This is a genomic window from Bradyrhizobium sp. BLXBL-01, assembly GCF_051853025.1.
In the GTDB taxonomy this organism is placed as follows: Bacteria; Pseudomonadota; Alphaproteobacteria; order Rhizobiales; family Xanthobacteraceae; genus Bradyrhizobium.
On the sequence record NZ_CP182471.1, the window covers coordinates 2802052 to 2820648 of the forward strand.

Annotated in this window: 14 protein-coding genes; 8 read left to right on the forward strand and 6 right to left on the reverse strand. The window is 64.8% G+C overall.

Annotation, left to right across the window (positions count from 1 at the left end; all coding sequences use genetic code 11):
- Positions 1-23: 23 nt before the first annotated feature.
- Positions 24-2375 (forward strand): bifunctional salicylyl-CoA 5-hydroxylase/oxidoreductase, encoded by a 2352-nt coding sequence (locus ACNJYA_RS12725; protein WP_439403015.1) that lies wholly within the window; start codon positions 24-26, stop codon positions 2373-2375.
- A 51-nt stretch (positions 2376-2426) separates the two neighbouring features.
- On the forward strand, positions 2427-3677 hold the full coding sequence (locus tag ACNJYA_RS12730; RefSeq protein ID WP_172785429.1) for a flavin-dependent oxidoreductase: 1251 nt from the start codon (positions 2427-2429) through the stop codon (positions 3675-3677).
- Between the two features lie 9 nt (positions 3678-3686).
- Here the strand turns inward: ACNJYA_RS12730 and ACNJYA_RS12735 are convergent, their stop codons facing one another.
- On the reverse strand, positions 3687-4142 hold the full coding sequence (locus tag ACNJYA_RS12735; RefSeq protein ID WP_018643141.1) for a cupin domain-containing protein: 456 nt from the start codon (positions 4140-4142) through the stop codon (positions 3687-3689).
- A gap of 105 nt (positions 4143-4247) precedes the next feature.
- Entirely contained in the window at positions 4248-5423 is a 1176-nt protein-coding gene (locus tag ACNJYA_RS12740) for an ABC transporter substrate-binding protein (RefSeq protein ID WP_172785428.1), read from the reverse strand.
- Positions 5424-5674: 251 nt separating this feature from the next.
- On the opposite strand from ACNJYA_RS12740, the gene ACNJYA_RS12745 reads away from it, so the two are divergent.
- The 3 genes from ACNJYA_RS12745 (at position 5675) to ACNJYA_RS12755 (ending at position 8512) form a co-directional block, all read left to right on the forward strand.
- Positions 5675-6193 (forward strand): MarR family winged helix-turn-helix transcriptional regulator, encoded by a 519-nt coding sequence (locus ACNJYA_RS12745; protein ID WP_172785427.1) that lies wholly within the window; start codon positions 5675-5677, stop codon positions 6191-6193.
- A 147-nt stretch (positions 6194-6340) separates the two neighbouring features.
- Positions 6341-8032, forward strand: a complete 1692-nt coding sequence (locus ACNJYA_RS12750) for a benzoate-CoA ligase family protein (protein ID WP_439366531.1) — start codon at positions 6341-6343, stop codon at positions 8030-8032.
- A gap of 21 nt (positions 8033-8053) precedes the next feature.
- Complete coding sequence (locus ACNJYA_RS12755; protein WP_439367473.1) at positions 8054-8512, forward strand: RidA family protein; 459 nt, start codon at positions 8054-8056, stop codon at positions 8510-8512.
- A gap of 26 nt (positions 8513-8538) precedes the next feature.
- Here the strand turns inward: ACNJYA_RS12755 and ACNJYA_RS12760 are convergent, their stop codons facing one another.
- Positions 8539-9267 (reverse strand): CBS domain-containing protein, encoded by a 729-nt coding sequence (locus ACNJYA_RS12760; protein ID WP_439366532.1) that lies wholly within the window; start codon positions 9265-9267, stop codon positions 8539-8541.
- Between the two features lie 205 nt (positions 9268-9472).
- Between ACNJYA_RS12760 and ACNJYA_RS12765 the strand changes: the two genes are divergently transcribed.
- Positions 9473-11299: a PHA/PHB synthase family protein gene (locus tag ACNJYA_RS12765; protein ID WP_439403016.1), complete on the forward strand. Its 1827-nt coding sequence runs from the start codon at positions 9473-9475 to the stop codon at positions 11297-11299.
- Here ACNJYA_RS12765 and ACNJYA_RS12770 read toward each other — a convergent pair.
- From ACNJYA_RS12770 to ACNJYA_RS12780, 3 genes are read right to left on the reverse strand one after another with little or no spacing between them, the layout of a single operon-like run.
- The gene (locus ACNJYA_RS12770; RefSeq protein ID WP_439403017.1) at positions 11296-12279 is read right to left on the reverse strand and encodes a CHAD domain-containing protein; all 984 of its coding nucleotides are present in this window, start codon (positions 12277-12279) and stop codon (positions 11296-11298) included. The two genes, ACNJYA_RS12765 and ACNJYA_RS12770, sit on opposite strands and share 4 nt — an antisense overlap.
- The gene (locus ACNJYA_RS12775) at positions 12279-13817 is read right to left on the reverse strand and encodes an AAA family ATPase (protein WP_439403440.1); all 1539 of its coding nucleotides are present in this window, start codon (positions 13815-13817) and stop codon (positions 12279-12281) included. The genes ACNJYA_RS12770 and ACNJYA_RS12775 overlap by 1 nt, the downstream gene beginning before the upstream one ends.
- 23 nt (positions 13818-13840) lie before the next feature.
- Positions 13841-14824 carry a zinc-dependent alcohol dehydrogenase family protein gene (locus ACNJYA_RS12780; protein WP_439403018.1) on the reverse strand — a complete coding sequence of 328 codons (984 nt, stop codon included), beginning with the start codon at positions 14822-14824 and terminating at the stop codon, positions 13841-13843.
- A 178-nt stretch (positions 14825-15002) separates the two neighbouring features.
- Here ACNJYA_RS12780 and ACNJYA_RS12785 point away from each other — a divergent pair, with 178 nt between their 5' ends.
- Complete coding sequence (locus ACNJYA_RS12785) at positions 15003-15836, forward strand: universal stress protein (protein ID WP_439403019.1); 834 nt, start codon at positions 15003-15005, stop codon at positions 15834-15836.
- 63 nt (positions 15837-15899) lie between these two features.
- The gene (locus ACNJYA_RS12790; RefSeq protein ID WP_439403020.1) at positions 15900-18593 is read left to right on the forward strand and encodes a bifunctional acetate--CoA ligase family protein/GNAT family N-acetyltransferase; all 2694 of its coding nucleotides are present in this window, start codon (positions 15900-15902) and stop codon (positions 18591-18593) included.
- The last annotated feature ends 4 nt before the right edge of the window (positions 18594-18597 follow it).

Below are 18597 nucleotides of genomic sequence, written 5' to 3' on the forward strand. Positions count from 1 at the left end.
CCGGGTGAAGTGGCGAGGCTCCCATGAAAGTCGCGATCATCGGTGGCGGACCTGCGGGTCTGTATGCTGCGATCCTGCTCAAGAAGCAGCGTCCCGGCGCGGACATTGCGGTCTATGAGCGCAATCGGGCCGATGACACCTTCGGCTTCGGCGTGGTGTTCTCGGATGCGACGCTCGACAATTTCGAGAAGCACGATCTGCCGAGTTATCGCCGCATCACCCAGGAGTTCGCTTACTGGGATGACATCGCCGTGCACTTCCGCGGCACCGTGCACCGCGTCGGCGGCAACGGCTTCTGCGGCTGCTCGCGGCAGAAGCTGCTTCTGATCCTCCAGGAACGTGCACGCGAGCTGGGTGTCACCTTGCACTTCGAGGTCGATATCGACAACGAAATGCGCTTCGCCGATGCCGATCTCATCCTGCTCGCCGACGGCATCAACAGCCGTTTCCGCGAGAAATACGTCGAGCATTTCCAGCCGGAGGTCGACCTGCGCGCCAACAAGTTCGCCTGGATGGGTTCGACCAGGCCGCTTGATGCCTTCACCTTCATCTTCCAGGAGACGGAGTGGGGGCCGTTCATCGCCCATGCCTATCAGTACGAGGCCGGGCACTCGACCTGGATTTTCGAGACCGACCCTGAAACGTTCGAACGCGCCGGGCTGACGGGTCTCGACGAGGCTCAATCCGCCGCGCGGATGGCCGACATCTTCGGCTGGTTCCTCGATGGGCACAAGCTGCTGACGAACCGCTCGATGTGGCGCAACTTCCCGATGATCCGCAGCAAGCGCTGGGTCAAGGACAACATGGTGCTGCTCGGCGACGCCAAGGCGAGCGCACATTTCTCCATCGGCTCAGGCACCAAGCTCGCGATGGAAGACGCCATCGCGCTGGCCGAAGCCATGGAGAAGGCGCCCAGCATCAAGGCCGCCCTGGAGGTCTATGAGCACGGCCGCCGCGAGGAGGTCGAGAAGACGCAGCATGCCGCCGACGTTTCGCTGGTCTGGTTCGAGCATGTCGACCGCTTCTGGGATTTCGATCCGGTTCAGTTCGCCTTCGGCGTGATGACGCGCTCGAAGGCGATCACCTATGACAATCTCAAGCTCCGCGCGCCGGATTTCGTGGCGGAGGTCGACAAGTCGTTTGCGAGGCAGGTGCGCAGCAGCGGCTTCGATGTCGACACCAATCGGCCGATGGTGCCGCTGTTTCAGCCGTTCCGCCTGCGTGAGATGAAGCTTGCCAATCGCGCCGTGATGTCGCCGATGTGCATGTACTCGGCGAAGGAAGGTGTGCCGACTGATTTCCACCTGGTGCATTACGGCTCGCGCGCGATCGGCGGCGCCGGCCTCATCTTCACCGAGATGACCTGCGTTAGCCGTGAGGCCCGGATCACGCCCGGCTGCACTGGTCTGTGGAACGACGAGCAGGAGGCCGCCTGGCGTCGCATCGTGGATTTCGTCCACGGCAACTCGGCCGCAAAGATCTGCCTGCAACTGGGCCACGCCGGCCGCAAGGGCGCGACCAAATTGATGTGGGACGGGATGGACCGTCCTTTGGAGGAGGGCGGCTGGGAGATCATTTCGGCATCGCCGCTGCCCTATTTCCCCGACAGCCAGGTGCCGCGCGAGCTCGACCGCGCCGGCATGAATGCGGTGAGGGATTCTTTCGTCGCGGCGGCCGAGCGCGGCGAGCGCTGCGGCTTCGACATGCTCGAATTGCACAGCGCCCACGGCTATCTGCTCGCGAGCTTCATCTCCCCTCTGACCAACACCCGGACGGACGAATATGGCGGCTCGCTCGCCAACCGTCTGCGGTTCCCGCTCGAGATCTTCGAGGCTTTGCGCGCGGTGTGGCCGTCGCACAAGCCGATGTCGGTGCGCATCTCGGCGACCGATTGGGCGGACGGCGGCATCACCGGCGATGATGCGGTCGCCATCGCGCGCGCTTTTGCCGAGGCCGGCGTCGATCTCGTCGACGTCTCGACCGGCCAGACCGTGCGCGATTCGCAGCCGGTCTACGGACGCATGTTCCAAACGCCCTTCTCCGACCAGGTCCGCAACGAGGCGCGGGTCGCCACGATGTGCGTCGGCAACATCACCACGGCGGACCAGGCCAACACCATTCTGGCCGCCGGCCGGGCCGATCTCGTTGCCCTCGGCCGTCCCCATCTCGTCGACCCCTTCTTCACCATGAAGGCGGCGGCCTGGTACGGGGCAAACGACGCCTTCTGTCCCCCGCAATATCTGCCCGGAAAAGATCAGATTTTCCGCAACAGCGTGCGCGACCGGCAGGATCTCGAGGAGCTGAGAATTAAGGCTAAGCCTAAGACCCGGGCCGAGCTCAAGGCGGAGGCGACAAAGCCGCTTGCGGCGGAGTGATCGGCCGTGCGACGTTAACCCATTGCCTGTGTTTCGAGTGGAGTTAGGGCGATGAAGGCGATTATCGTCGGTGGCGGTATCGGTGGTCTCACCACGGCATTGATGTTCCGCTCGCGCGGCCTGGATTGCGAGATCTTCGAGCAGGCCGACACCATTCGCGAGCTCGGCGTCGGCATCAACACGCTGCCGCATGCCATGCGGGAGTTGGCCGGCCTCGGCCTGTTGCAGAAGCTCGACGACGTCGCTGTTCGCACCGACCAGCTCTACTATCTCAATCGCCACGGCCAGGAGGTCTGGCGCGAAGCCCGCGGCATCGACGCCGGCCACGACGTGCCGCAATTCTCGATCCATCGCGGCCGCCTTCAGGCCGTCATCCATCGCGCCGTCGAGGAGCGGTTGGGCCGCGAGGCGATCCACACCGGCTGCCGGCTCGGCGCCTTCACGCAGGACGAGGGCGGCGTCACCGCTTACTTCTTCGATCGCTCCGGCGCCCATGTCCACACCGCGCGAGGCGATATCCTGATCGGTGCCGACGGAATTCACTCGCGCGTCCGCGAGACGCTGTTTCCGAACGAAGGGCCGCCGTGCTGGAATGGCCTCATGCTGTGGCGCGGTGCGCGTGACTGGCCGCTGTTCCTGACCGGCAAATCGATGATCGTGGCCGGCGGTCTCAACGCCAAGGTGGTGATCTATCCGATCGCGGAAGGATCGAGCCCGGCGAGCCGCCTGACCAATTGGGCGGTGCTGGTGAAAGTGGGCGAGGGCAACGCGCCGCCGCCGCGGAAGGAAGACTGGTCGCGGCCGGGCCGCCGCGAAGAGCTGATGCCGCATGTGGCGCGTTTCTCGGTGCCCTATATCGACGTGAAGAGCCTGATCTCGGCAACGCCCGAATTCTACGAATATCCGACCTGCGATCGCGATCCCTTGCCATATTGGTCATCGGGCAGGGTCACGCTGCTCGGCGACGCCGCGCATCCGATGTATCCGGTGGGGTCGAACGGCGCCTCGCAGGCCATTCTCGACGCGCGCTGCCTTGCGGATGCGCTGGTGCGCGCCGAACACCCGCGTCAGGCCTTGCTCGAGTACGAGAAGAAGCGCCTGCCGATGACGGCCGAGATCGTCCGCTCCAACCGGCGCGGGGGCCCCGAGGGCGTCATCGACGCCGTCGAGCAGCTCGCGCCCGACGGTTTCGACAATGTCGACAACGTCCTGAGCTATTCCCAGCGCGAGGCCATCGTGCGCGGCTATGCCACCAAGGCAGGCTTCGCCGCGGTGCCGGGTCTTGCGGCGGTGCGCGCCTGACGCGCGCCGCTAGCCGCCGGGCGGCGGCGGAAGGAAGTGGATGTTGAACTCGGCGGCCATCGCCACGACGTCCTCCGGCTTCTGCTCCTTCATGTTGTGAAGACCCCAGAACAGGTCGAACAGCTTGCGGCTCGGCGAGACCCAGAACAGCACCTTGGCGGTCTGCTCCGACTTGTTGAAGATGCCGTGCGGCACGCCCATGCCGAGGCGGATGAGGTCGCCCGCGGTTGCCTGCGCCTCCGAATTGCCCAGCACGAAATCCAGCTTTCCCTCCAGCATGTAGAGATATTCATCCTGGTCGGGATGAATGTGCGGCGGCACGAAGGTGCCCGGCGGCAGCGTCGCGTGCCAGGAGAAGCTGTTCTCGGCGTAGCTCTTCGGCACGTAGGTCTGGCCGAGGATGTTCCAGGAAATGCCCTGGATTCCCTCATTGGCCCGCGTGATGCCGGTGATTTCGCTCTTCATTGCAGTCCTCCCGTAACGCGCTGCGCGGTTCTTGTTAGAGCATGATCATGTTCGGAAAACCGCTGCGCATTTTGCGCTACCGCGGCCCTTCGGGTCCGATCATGCTCAGTTCGTCGCCTTGCAGTCCTTGGCATAGCGGTCGCCGTAATTCTCGAACACCTTCTGCACGATCTCGGTCTGGAACTTGCCGTCCGGACGCTTGGCGACCTTGGTCAGGTAGAAATCCTGGATCGGATAATTGTTGTGGTTGAACTTGAAGGCCCCGCGCAGCGAGGTGAAGTCGGCCTTCTTCAACGCGGCGCCAACGGCGTCCTTGTTGGAAAGGTCGCCCTTCACGGCCTTGACGGCGCTGTCGATCAGCATCGCGGTGTCGTAGGCCTGGGAGGCGTAAGTGCCGGGAACGCTATTGTAGGCGGCCTCGTAGGCGGCAACGAACTTCTTGTTCTGGGGATTGTCGAGGTTGGGTGCCCAGTTCGCGCCGCCGAACATGCCGACCGCCGCATCCTGCTGCGCCGGCAGGGTCGATTCATCGACCGTGAAGGCCGACAGCACTGGAATGGTGTCGGCGAGCCCGGCCTGCCGGTACTGCTTGACGAGATTGACGCCGAGGCCGCCCGGCATGAACGTGAACAGTGCATCGGGCTTCTGTGAGGAGATCTTGGAGAGCTCCGGCTGGAAATCCAGCGTGTTCAGCGGCATGTAGGATTCCTCGACGATCTCGCCCTTGTAGTCGAGCTTGAAGCCCGCCACCGAATCCTTGCCGGCCTGATAGTTCGGCACCATCAGGTACATGCGCTTGTAGCCGCGATCCTGCGCGACCTTGCCGAGGATCTCGTGCACCTGATCGTTCTGATAGGACGTCACATAGAAGAACGGGTTGCAGTCCTTGCCGGCGAATGTCGACGGGCCGGCATTGGGGCTGATCAGGAACGTCTTCGATTCCGTGATGGGCCGGTGGATGGCCTGGAGGATGTTGGAGAAGATCGGCCCGACCACGAAGTCGACCTTCTCGCGCTCCAGAAGGCCCTTCACCTTGGTCACCGCTGCATCCGGCTTCAGCTCGTCGTCGACGACGACGAGCTCGACGTCGCGGCCGCCCATCTTGCTGCCGAGATCCTTCACGGCGAGCGCGAAGCCGTCGCGAACCTGCTGGCCCAGCGCTGCGGCTGGTCCCGACAGGGTCACGATCACACCGAGCTTGATTTTTTCCTGGGCGAGGGCAGGGGTGGCCACGGTGCCGAGCAGCATCGCGGCTGCGGCCAAGGTCATTTGCGTCTTCATGATCTGTCCCTCGTGACGACTGGCTTGCGCTGCAAGCCACGTACTCCAATCCAAAGCTTATGCCGATGACGGCCGCCGCGGCAAGCCGAGCGCGAGGCGTCGCATCCTGCGGGCAGGGTCGCATGCAAGCGGCGCGCCAAATATTTGAAGCCTAAAGAAATAGGCGTGCGGTCGATTGTTGCAGCTTTGGACTTGCAGCCGGCCCGGATTTATTTGAAGCTCAAAATGTTGGGGAATCCGTGCCGGCGCCAATGCCGGCCGTGAGTGGCTGCATCGACATGCTCGATTCCGAGACCAAGGCCGTCGAAACACCGGAGGACCATGCCGAAGAGCTCCGGCTGTGGCTGCGGCTCTTGACCTGCACGACGCTGATCGAGGGCGAGGTGCGCGGCCGGCTGCGGCAGCGGTTCGACGTCACGCTGCCGCGCTTCGACCTGATGGCGCAGCTCGACAAGGCGCCTGACGGCATGACGCTCTCCGATGTCTCCAAGCGCATGATGGTGTCGAACGGCAATGTGACCGGGCTCGTGGAGCGTCTGGTGGAATCAGGCCATCTCGACCGGCGGACCTCGGAGACCGACCGCCGCGTCCAGGTGATCCGGCTGACCAAGCTCGGGCGTGCCGAGTTCCGCAGGATGGCCGCCGAGCACGAGGCCTGGATCGCCGATCTGTTCGCCGACCTCTCGCCGAAGGACGTGCGCGAACTGATGCGCCTCCTCGCCAAGACCAAGGCGTCCGCGCAGAAATCGGCCGCCCGCCGCCGGCCCTGACCGTGCGGGCGCGACAGGCCGCCCACCCCTTTGCCGCATGAAAAAGCACGGGATGCCCAAAATCCCCTATTGCGCGAAATTGTTTTAAGCCTAAAATGTTTTCTAGATCGTGCTGCCGGGTGCAATCCATGCTGAAAGGAGCGTGCGATGGCCAACGCCGCCAAGATTCAAGTAACGGGCTCGTCTGACGGCAGCGCCGCGACGGCCCATGTCGATACGTTCGCGCGGCAACACCTGCCGCCGCGCGAGCTCTGGCCCGAATTCATCTTCACGCGGCCGGAGCTGCACTATCCACCGCGACTGAACTGCGTCAGCTATTTCCTCGATCGCTGGGTCGAGCAGGGCCAGGGCGATGCCCCTTGCGTCATCAGCCCAGCCGTCAGCTACACCTATCGCGAGCTGCAGGCGCTGGTGAACCGCATCGCCAATGTGCTGGTTGGCAAGCTCGGTCTCGTCACCGGCGGGCGCGTGCTGCTGCGTTCGACCAACAACCCGATGATGGTTGCGACTTATCTCGCGGTGATCAAGGCCGGCGGTATTTGCGTCGCGACGATGCCGCTGTTGCGCGCCAAGGAGCTGTCCTATCCGATCCAGAAGGCGGAGATCACGCTGGCGCTGTGCGACGGAAAGCTCGCCGACGAGATGGAGAAGGCGAAAGCCGCAGCGCCCGGCCTCAAACACGTGGTCTATTGGGGCAATGGCGCGGCGGATTCGCTCGAAGCACTGATCGCCGATGCCAGCCCTGACTTCAAGGCCGTCGATACCGCCGCCGACGATATCTGTCTGATCGCCTTCACCTCGGGCACGACCGGCGATCCCAAGGGCACCATGCATTTCCACCGCGACATGCTCGCGGTCTGTGACGGTTACGCACGCAACATCCTGCGCGCCGAGCAAAAGGATCGCTTCGTCGGCTCGGCCCCGCTCGCCTTCACCTTCGGCTTCGGCGGCGTGCTGTTTCCGATGCATATCGGCGCCTCCTTTGTCGTGCTGGAGAAGACGACGCCGGACGACATTCTGAATGCGATCGAGCAGTACAAGACCACGGTCTGCTTCACGGCGCCGACCGCATACCGCGCCATGCTCGGCAAGCTCGCGGGCCGCGACATTTCTTCGCTCCGCAAATGCGTCTCCGCGGGCGAGACCCTTCCCAAGCCGACATTCGATGCCTGGCTCAAGGCGACCGGGATCAAGCTGATGGACGGCATCGGTTCGACCGAGATGCTGCACATCTTCATCAGCGCGACCGAGGACGAGATCCGCCCCGGCGCCACCGGCAAGCCCGTGCCGGGCTATGAAGCCAAGATCGTCGATGATGAGGGCCGCGATGTGCCGCCGGGAACGATGGGCCGTCTCGCCGTGCGCGGGCCGACCGGCTGCCGCTATCTGGCCGACGAGCGGCAGCGGAAATACGTCCAGAACGGCTGGAACATCACCGGCGACACCTATTTGATGGATAGCGACGGCTATTTCTGGTACCAGTCGCGCTCCGACGACATGATCGTGTCGGCCGGCTACAACATCGCGGGGACTGACGTCGAAGCGGCGCTGCTCACGCATCCGGCGGTCGCCGAATGCGGTGTGGTCGGTGCGCCCGACGAGGCCCGCGGCATGATCGTGAAGGCCTATGTCATTGCCGCGCCCGGCGTGACGCCTGACGCTCAGCTGGTGGCCGAGTTGCAGGAGCATGTCAAACGCGAGATCGCGCCGTACAAATATCCACGCGCCATCGAGTTCGTGGCGCAATTGCCGAAGACCGAGACCGGCAAGCTGAAGCGCTTTGCCCTGCGGCAGCTGGCGCAGGCCGCAGTGACGTCCTCGGGCGTCGCCGCGGAATGAGAGAAGGATAGAGAATTGTCAGTGACCACCCCGAAAAGCCCGCAACTCGCGGTGCTGCCAACCGCAGCCGAGGATGGAACGCGCATCAAGGCGCAGATGCTGCAGCCGTCAGGCTGGCCGCTGCCGAAGGGCTATGCCAACGGCATCGCTGCCGAGGGACGCATCGTCGTCACCGGCGGGGTGATCGGCTGGGACGCTGAGGAGCGTCTTGCGGACGGCTTCGTCGCGCAGGTGCGCCAGACCCTCGACAACATCGCCGCGATCCTGGCCGAGGCCGGTGCCCGGCCCGAGCACCTCGTGCGGCTGACCTGGTACGTCGTCGACATGGACGAGTACCTGGCCAATCTGAAGGAGCTCGGCAAGGTCTACCGCGACGTCTTCGGAGCGCACTATCCGGCGATGGCCCTGGTTCAGGTCGTCCGCCTCGTCGAGAAGGCGGCGCGCGTCGAGATCGAAGCCACCGCCGTCATTCCGAGCTGAATTCTGCCGCGATCAGCTTGCCTTGATCAGCTCGCTTTGGCGAGTTCGTCGTCTTCGGGCGAGTTGAGATAGATGCCGGACAGGGTGTCGACCCAGCACAGATGGTCGCGCACCTTCTTCACGCCCTCGACGTTCTCCGCGGCGACGACCGCGGCCTGACGTGTGCGCTCTTCGGTGATGACGCCGCTGAGATGAACGATCCCGTCACGCACGATGACGTTCAGCCCGAACGGGCACCAATCGTTCCTCTCCATGGTCTCGATGATGCGGCTGCGAATGTGATCGTCATCGGCGGTCGGATCCGGCACGTCGCGGGCCAGCCCCGCCACCGCCTGCAACAGATTGGCGCGGGACACGATCCCGACGACCTTGTCGCCGCGCACGACCGGCAGCCGCTTGACGTTGTTCCGCTCCATGAGATCGACGATCTCCGCGAGCGCGGTGTCCTCCGTGATGGTCACGGGCGAGTCGGTCATCACTTCCGAGACCTTGCGGCCGTGCTCGTGGACGAAGTCGCTGGCGGATTTGCCCGGACCCAGGATGAACCGCAGCCACCGCCCGCGCTTGCGCCCGGTGCCGATTTCGCTGCGGCGGATGAAATCTCCCTCCGACACCACGCCGATCAGCTTGCCGGTATCGTCGACTACGGTGAGGCCGCTGACATGTCGCTTCAGCATGATGTTGGCCGCTTCGACGATGCTGGTGTCGGGGGTGACCGAGATGACCGATCGGGTCATGATCTGGTGGGCGCGCATGGACAACTCCGCTGGCATGTCAACTTCAATGCGCAAAGCCTAGTGAATCCGTCGGGGTGTGGTTTGACCCAGGTCAAGCGGACGAAGCTTGCCCTGACTGACCGATTGTGATCCGCGCAGCGATTTGATGCAGCTCAACGCGCGGCGGCAGCGTCGCCATATCCTGCCGCAGGCCTAGAACGGAAGCCCGCAGGAACAATCAGCCATGAGCGTCGTGAAGATATTTCCACGGGCCGAAGCGCCGCTGCAAGCTCCCGCGGCCAAGCCGGCTGCCGAGATTCCCGAGGGGGTCGCAGGGACGCCGGCTGACTGCACTTGCCCGCAAGCAACGGATACCTATCCGCTTGATCGCGCGTTCCATGCCATGCTGGCGCGGTTCACGGGCGGGATCTCGCCCGTGGCCTTGTCGCTCGCCTGGCTCGATTGGGGCGCGCATCTTGCGGCGGCGCCTCAGCATCAGATGGAGCTCTCCCGCAACATCTTCCGCGATTCCGGCCGCCTCCTGGAGGCCGCCGCGCGCGCGACATCGCAGGAGCCGTGGTCCGTCATTCGGCCGCAGGGGCGGGATCGCCGCTTTAAGGACCGGCAATGGGAAGCCGCGCCGTTCAATCTGCTTGCGCAGGCGTTTCTGCTCACCGAACGTTGGTGGCACGATGCCACGACCGGCATACGCGGCGTGTCCCACGCGAACGAAGCCATCGTCGAGTTCTCGATGCGCCAGATGCTCGACATGCTGGCACCCTCGAACTTCGCGGCCACCAATCCGCAGGTTCTGGAAAAAGCGTTCCAGAGCGGCGGCGAGAACTTCGTGTTCGGCTGGCAGAACTGGTGCAGCGACCTGATGCGCCTGCTCTCCGGCTCGAAGCTGGCCGACGAGGATCAGTTCGTCGTCGGCAAGACGGTGGCGGCTTCGCCCGGCAAGGTCGTCTACCGCAACAGCCTGATCGAGCTGATCCAGTACCATCCGACGACTGCGCAGGTGCGGCCGGAGCCGATTCTGATCGTGCCGGCCTGGATCATGAAGTACTACATCCTCGATCTGTCGCCGCAGAATTCCCTGGTCAAATACCTGACCGCTCAGGGCTTCACCGTCTTCGCAATCTCCTGGCGCAATCCGGACGCGAACGATCGGGATGTTGCCTTCGACGACTACCGCAAGCTGGGCGTGATGGCCGCACTGGACATGATCGGCCAGATCGCGCCGGGCCGGAAGATCCATGCCCTCGGCTATTGTCTTGGCGGCACGTTGCTGTCGATCGCCGCGGCGGCCATGGGGCGCGACGGCGACAGCCGTCTCGGCACCGTCACGCTTCTCGCCGCGCAAACCGATTTCACCGAGGCCGGAGAATTGACGCTATTCATTAACGAGAGCCAAGTTGCCTTCCTCGAAGACATGATGTGGCAGCGCGGCTATCTCGACACGACACAGATGGCGGGCGCGTTCCAGCTGCTGCGCTCCAACGAGCTGATCTGGTCGCGGCTCTCGCGTGACTATCTGATGGGCGACGGTTCGCCACCGAGCGACCTGATGGCCTGGAACGCCGACGCCACGCGGCTGCCCTATCGCATGCACTCGGAGTATCTGCGCCAGCTGTTCCTGAACGACGATCTGGCGGAAGGTCGCTATCGGGTCGAATGCAGGAGCGTCTCGCTATCGGACATTCACACGCCCATGTTCGTGGTCGGCACGCTCGCCGATCACGTCGCGCCGTGGCGATCCGTCTACAAGATCCATTATCAGGTCGATGCCGACGTGACGTTCCTGTTGACCAGCGGCGGCCACAATGCCGGCGTCGTCGCGCCTCCGCAGGAGGAGGGCCACTTCTATCAGGTGCTGACCAAGGCTGCTGACGCGCCCTATGTCGGTGCGGACGAATGGCTGAAGCTCGCCCCGCGCGTCGAAGGCTCGTGGTGGCCTGAATGGGCCACTTGGCTGTCAGCGCGCTCCGGTGCGCCCTGCGATCCCCCGCAGATCGGACTTGGCGGCGCCCTTGGCCTGCCCGATGCGCCGGGGGACTACGTCCACACCTAAGCTTCCGGCTCCGAACTCGGCGCGAGATCCGAGGAGCGGAACGGTTTGGTCTTGTCCAGTTTGCGGTAGGCCTCCGAGGCCTTCCGCAACAGCTTCTTTTCCCGCTTGCGATCGAGGAATCGATTACTGGCTTCGAGGCCGGCGCCATTCAATGACGCCGCCAACGCTTGCCCGCGTGCATCGTCGTTCAATTGTCCGAGCGACCGTTGTGCCTTGCGCAATTGCTTGAGGATGGACTTCTGTTTCGCCGCGCCATCGGCGAACAGATCTGCAAGCGACTCGACCGAATAGGTCATCCGCTTGTTGAGGAGGCGCAGCTTGTGACGTTTCTCGACATCGAGCTTTTTCAGCTTCCGGGCCTTCTTGAGCAGCGTCGTCTCCCACTCGGTCAGCCGCTCCGTCGCGTGGTCGGCGAGGGTGCGGCGGCGCAGCCGGATGGCGTCCTTGCTGCGGCGGGTCGACCAGGGGCCGGTTTCGATCCAAGTTGAGGTTTGCTCGACCAGGCGGCGATACCGCGCCGATTGCAGCGCGCGCGCCAGCAGCCGGTGACTCTCCGCGCGCTTCTCGTCCCAGCGCTGAAGCTCGGCGACCACGGCGAGCTCGGTGCCACTCTCCGCGACGATCCGCTCGATGGCCACGTCGAGGTCCCGCACCATGCCGAGCTGACCGTTCAGCCATTTCAGTTCGGCCCAGACATCCGGCCGCAGCGCATCGTCGACCATCGGCGAGAAGAAGCGTATGGCAGTCCGCAGATGCGTCAGTGCGATCCGGATCTGGTGCAGCGCATCGGGATCGCCGCGGCAGGTGCCGTCGTGCTGAGCCATTACCGCGTCGAGGTGACGGCGGGCGATGATCCGGAAAGCCGTGTCGCAGGCCATGCCGGGGCTGAGTCGGGCCGGCAGCGCGTTGCGCCGCGTGGCCGGCTTGGCATGCGCGTTTGCCGTCGAGCGCGTGGTCGGTCGCGACTTACTTGCCCGCATCAGTTTGATTGCCTTGTTTGCCCCTCAGCGATGACGTTCCGGCAGTTCTGAAGCGTCCGCTCTTGCGTCCCGGATGCATCGATGATCGCCCAGCCGACATGGCCGATATTATAGTGCTCTTGCAGCGCGGCAACCTCCGGCGTGGCGTCCGATGCGTCTCCCCGGCGGCCGCCGATGCGCGCCTTCCGGGTCGCAAGGTCCGCGACCAGGAACAGCCCGTTCAACGCCACGTTGCGCTCGCGCGCCAGAGCCGCGATCGCGTCGCGTTCGTCCTCGCGAGCGAATACGCCGTCGATGATCGCCGAATGGCCTTGCGCCAGCACGCGCCGGGCATGTTCGACCAGCGTGTCGTAGACGCGGGCCGTGACCTCCGGCGTATAGGCCGAAGGCGGCAGGCGGTGGGTGTCCTCGACTCCGAACATCTGCTTGCGGACGAGGTCGCTACGCAGCACGACGGCCCCTGGCTCCGGTGCGACGAGCGGCGCGAGCGCGTGCGCCAAGGCGGTCTTTCCGGTGCCGGACAGTCCGCCCACCGCAATCAGGCGCGGAGCAGGAGGACGGATCAGCATCTCTGCGAGCTCGAAATAGCGTCGTGCCTGGTCGAGAATGCCGGGACCGTCGGAATGCGGCCGCTTGAGCCGCGCCAAGCTAACCTGGGCGCGGATCGCCGCCCGGATCGACATGAACAGCGGCAGAGTCGAGAGCGCGTCGAGATTGTCGGCCGGCGTCACGGCGAGATAGTGGTTCAGCAACATGTTTGCCGCGCCCGGCTGATGGTGCTGCAACAGGTCCATCAGCGTGAATGCGAGATCGTAGAGCACGTCGACCGTCGCCATTTGCGCGTCGAACTCGATCGCATCGAACAGCACGGGCCGATCATCGATCAGGACGATGTTTGCCAGATGCAGATCGCCATGGCAGCGGCGCACGAAGCCCCGGCGGCCGCGCTCTGCGAGCAGGGCGCGAATACGCAGATAGGCCGTGTGCGAGGCCTTGCCGAGTTGCTCGATCTCCTCTGCGCCGAAATGTCCGCCGGCCCGCAGACCATTCGTGTTGCCGTCGATCAGGGCCGGGATGGAGGAGACCCACGCTTTTCCGTCCGCGCGTGTCGCCGCCACGTGCGACGCCGCGATTGCGTCGGCCGCGGCCGCGGCAAGCTTCGCGTCCAGCGGGCCGGCCTTGGCCAGATGATCCAGCGTCCTGCTTTCGTCGAAGCGCGACATGTCGACCGCATACTCGATCGGCCGCCCGATGCCGTCGACCTTCACCGATCCATCCGGCTCTTCCGTGATCGCCACGACGCCATGATAGATCTGCGGCGCCAGGGGCCGATTGATCCGGATCTCCTCCTCGCAGGCCGCCTTGCGCTTCTCGAGCGTCGAATAGTCGAGGAAGGGAAATTGGACGGCGCGCTTGATCTTCAGTGCGCGCTTTGCGTCCAGGAACACCGAGGCGGCATGCGTGTCGATGCGCCTCACGCCGGGATGATCGGTCAGCATCCGAAAGATGCGCTCCTGAGCCGCCGTGTCATCCTTCATCGAAGCGGACATGGGAAGCACCATCAGGGTGTCAGCACGGCCGCGCCGAGGATCTGGCCATTGCGCAGCATGGTCAGGACCTCGTTGGCTTGATCGAGCGGAAACGCCGTCGTCTCGGTGCGCACGCCGGCTTGCGGCGCGACCTTGAGAAATTCGATCCCATCCTGCCGGGTCAAATTGGCGACCGAGACCAGCTGCCGCTCCTGCCACAGCAAATCATACGGAAAGCTCGGAATGTCGCTCATGTGGATGCCGGCGCAGACGACGCGACCGCCTTTGCGCACGGCACGCAACGCCGCCGGGACCAACTCGCCGGCTGGGGCATAAATGATCGCGGCGTCGAGCGGCTCGTCGGGCACTTGGTCAGATGACCCCGCCCAGACAGCGCCGAGACGGCGTGCAAGACCTTGTGCAGCGGCATCGCCTGCCCGCGTGAATGCATGGACGGAGCGTCCCTGCCAAACCGCGACTTGCGCAATGATGTGGCCGGCGGCGCCGAAGCCATAGAGGCCGAGCCTCTCGGCGGGGCCGGCCAGGACCAGCGAGCGCCAGCCGATCAGCCCCGCGCACAGCAGAGGCGCAATCTCGACGTCGCTGCCGGCCTCGCCGAGCGGAAAAGCGTAACGTGCGTCGGCGATGGTGTGGGTCGCGTAGCCGCCGTCACGCGTGTAGCCGGTGAACAGCGGCGCGTCACAGAGGTTTTCCATGCCCTCCCGGCAGAAGCGGCATGTTCCGCAGGTGAAGCCGAGCCAGGGAATGCCGACCCGCTCACCAGGCGCATGTGTCGTCACATTCGCACCGATGAGGTCGACCCGGCCGACGATCTCGTGGCCAGGCACGATCGGATAGCGGATGCCGGGCAGCTCGGCGTCGACGAGATGAAGATCGGTCCGGCATACACCGCAGGCGCTGATCTTCACCCGGATCTGACCCTCGCCCGGCAACGGGGCAGCCCGCTCCTCCATCCGGAGCCGCACTCGTGGGGCCGGCAACACCATCGCACGCATGTCTGTCTCCGGGGCGAACCGCTCCGATTGAACTATCCATAGAACGACCGAGTGGCCAGTCCTTGACGTCGGTCAACGCCGGTTCGCCCGGTTGATCGGACTGAGTTTCCCCCGGTCTTGACGCGGATCAAGGGGCTCGACGACAGCCGGCCTATGATGGTGGCTCAGGAGAATTCCGATGCCCATCAAGGATGTGTTTCTGCCCCTTGTCGGCCAGCCGCGCGGGCCAGCCCTGGTCGCGATCGAGAAATGCGTCGCTGCGGCCGCCGATCTCGGCGCCAGGATCACCGCGCTCGCACTCGAGGAAGATGTTTTCGAGCGGCCGAAGGTGATGCTGCCTGACGATCGCGCTTCCGCGCAGGCCAGCCTCGAGGCCAGCGACATGCAGCAGCTGCTGAATGCCTTCACCAATGCGGCTTCCCGCGCCAACATCCGCGCCCAGAGCCGGTCGGGCAAGGTGCCCGCGGATCAGATCGGAGCGATCCTGGCCGAGCACGCTCGCTTCAGCGACCTCACGCTGGTTCCCGTGAAGCCGCACGACAGTCGAACGGAGGCCATCATCGAAGCGTTGTTGTTCGAATCCGGACGGCCGCTTCTGCTCTGTCCCGAACATCGCGCCGACGAGCTCCGGCCCGAATTCGAGAACGTCGTGATTGCCTGGGATCATTCCGCACGGGCCGCGCGTGCGGCGGGAGATGCGTTGCCCATTCTTCAGGCTGCCACCTCGGTTCGTGTGCTGACCGTGGCGGAGGACAAGACTGACGCGGTCCTGCAATCCGGAACGGCACTCGTCGACCACTTGCGGGAACACGGCGTCTTTGCCTCGTTCGAAACCACGAAGGGGGGTGGCAGCTCGACCGGCAAAGTACTGGGAAGCTGGGCGAATTCCCATGGCATCGATGCCATCGTGATGGGCGCCTATCATCATTCGCGCCTGAACGAGATCGTGTGGGGAGGTGTGACAAAGACCGTCATTGGCCAGCCACCGTGCTGGGTTATGATCTCGCACTAGGCCTCTTCTTCCAGCCGGATCGTCAATCATCGGAACCGCCGCCGAGGCGGTGCATTTGTTTTCATGTCGACTTATCGTCTGAACAACCTGCTGTCGCCGCGCTCGGTCGCGCTCGTCGGCGCGAGCGCGCGTCCAGCGTCGGTGGGACGCGCGGTCCTGGAGAATGTTGGCAAGGCCGGATTCAAGGGGAGGTTTGGCCTCGTCAATCCGCGCCATGCCGAGATCGGCGGCATCGCGGCGGTGAAGAGCCTGGACAGGCTGGACTTCGTGCCCGAGCTCGTCGTCATCACCGCGCCCGCGGGTGAGATACCAGGCATCGTCGACCAGGCCGGGCGCCGCGGGTCTGCGGGGGCGCTGATCGTCTCGGCGGGTCTCGGCCAGGGATCGGGATCGCTGCACGAGGCGACCAGCGCTGCCGCGCGCAAACACGGAATGCGGCTGATCGGACCGAACTGCCTCGGCATCATGATGCCGGGCGTCAGCCTGAATGCCAGTTTCGCCGCGCACATGCCGCGGGCCGGCAACCTCGCGCTGATCTCGCAATCGGGCGCCATTGCCGCTGGCATGGTGGATTGGGCCGCGCAGCGCGGCGTCGGCTTCTCCGGCATCGTCTCGATCGGCGATCAGATCGACGTCGACATTGCCGATCTGCTCGATCATTTCGCGATGGATCACAAGACCCGCGCGATCCTGCTCTACATCGAGGCGATCAAGGACGCGCGCAAGTTCATGTCGGCGGCGCGCGCGGCCGCACGCGTGAAGCCGGTCGTCGTGGTGAAGTCCGGCCGGATGGCGCAGGGTGCGAAGGCCGCCGCCACGCATACCGGCGCGCTCGCCGGTGCCGACGCCGTCTATGATGCGGCGTTCCGCCGCGCGGGTGTGCTGCGGGTGTCCGATCTGCGCGAGTTGTTCGATTGTGCCGAGACACTCGGCCGCGTCGAATCGCCGACCGGAAAGCGTCTCGCCATCCTGACCAATGGTGGCGGCATCGGGGTCCTTGCGGTCGATCGATTGGTCGAGCTCGGAGGTATTCCGGCAACCATCTCGACCGATACGCGCAGGAAGCTCGATGCGGCGCTGCCGCCGACCTGGTCGGGTGCAAACCCCGTCGACATCGTGGGCGACGCCGACGCCTCGCGCTACGCGGCGGCGCTGGAGGAACTGCTGGCCGACCGCGACAACGACGCAGTTCTCGTCCTCAACGTGCAGACGGCAATCGCATCGGCCGCCGAGATCGCCAAGACCGTGACGGAGTTCGTGGCTAAGTATCGCGAGCAGCACCGCCGATGGGCAAAGCCCGTGCTGGCTGCCTGGGTCGGCGCCGATCAGCACATCGTCCAGGCACTCTCGAGCGCCGGCGTGCCGAACTATCCGACCGAGGACGATGCCGTGCGCGGCTTCATGCATCTGGTCCGGCACCGCGAAGTGGTGGAGGAGCTGAGCCAGGTCCCTCCCGCGATGCCCGATACGTTCGTTCCGGATGCCAGGGGGGCAAGAGAGATCGTCACGGCCGCGATCGCGGATGGCCGCCAGTGGCTCGAGCCTGTCGAGATCAAGCACCTGCTCGAAGCCTACGACATCGCGATGGTGCCGACCTATGCGGCAGCCGATGTCGAGCAGGCGGTGACCTATGCAAAGGACATCTTCGCGCAAGGCGGCACCGTCGTCCTGAAGATCCTGTCGCGGGACATCACCCACAAATCCGACGTCGGCGGCGTCGTACTCAATCTGACGACCCCGGAGGCCGTGCGTGCGGCGGCCACGGACATTCTTGCGCGAGCCAGAAAGCTGCGGCCCGAGGCCCGCATCGGCGGCGTCATCGTCCAGGCGATGGTCGTCAAGGCAAAGGCGCGTGAGCTGATCCTTGGTCTCGCCGACGATCCGACCTTCGGCACGGTGGTCGTTTTCGGCCGCGGCGGCACGGCGGTGGAGATCATCAATGACAAGGCGCTGGCGCTTCCGCCGCTCGACCTGCAACTGGCTCGCGATCTGATCGACCGCACGCGTGTATCGCGGCTGCTAAAGGCCTATCGCGACGTGCCGGCGGTCAAGCAGGATGCCGTCGCCATGGTGCTGGTCAAGCTGGCGCAGATGGCCGCCGACATTCCCGAGATCCGCGAATTCGACATCAATCCGTTGCTGGCGGACGAAACCGGCGTGACCGCGGTAGATGCGCGCGTCGCGGTCGGGCCGCCGCAGCGGAAGTTCGCCGGCTCTGGCCCTGCCAATTTCGCCGTTCGCGCCTATCCGTCGCAATGGGAGCGGCGCCTCAAGCTCAAGGACGATTGGCGCATCTTGGTCCGGCCCCTGCGTCCCGAGGACGAGCCGACCATCCACGAATTCCTGCGTCACGTCACGGCGCACGACCTTCGCCTGCGCTTCTTTGCCCCGATGAAGGAGTTCACCCACGAATTCATCGCGCGCCTGACCCAGCTCGACTATGCGCGTGCGATGGCCTTCATCGCGTTCGACGAGGCCACCGGCGAAATGGTCGGCGTGGTCCGGCTCCATTCCGACTCGATCTACGAGACCGGCGAATACGCGATCCTGCTGCGATCCGACCTCAAGGGCAGGGGGCTCGGCTGGGCCCTGATGCAGCTGATCATCGACTACGCGCGGTCGGAGGGCTTGAAGACCATATCGGGCGACGTGCTGCAGGAGAACACCGTGATGCTCGACATGTGCCGGCAGCTCGGCTTCGAGGTCAAGCCGGACCCGGCCGAGCCTGAAATCTGCGACGTCAGGCTGAAGCTCTGAGCGC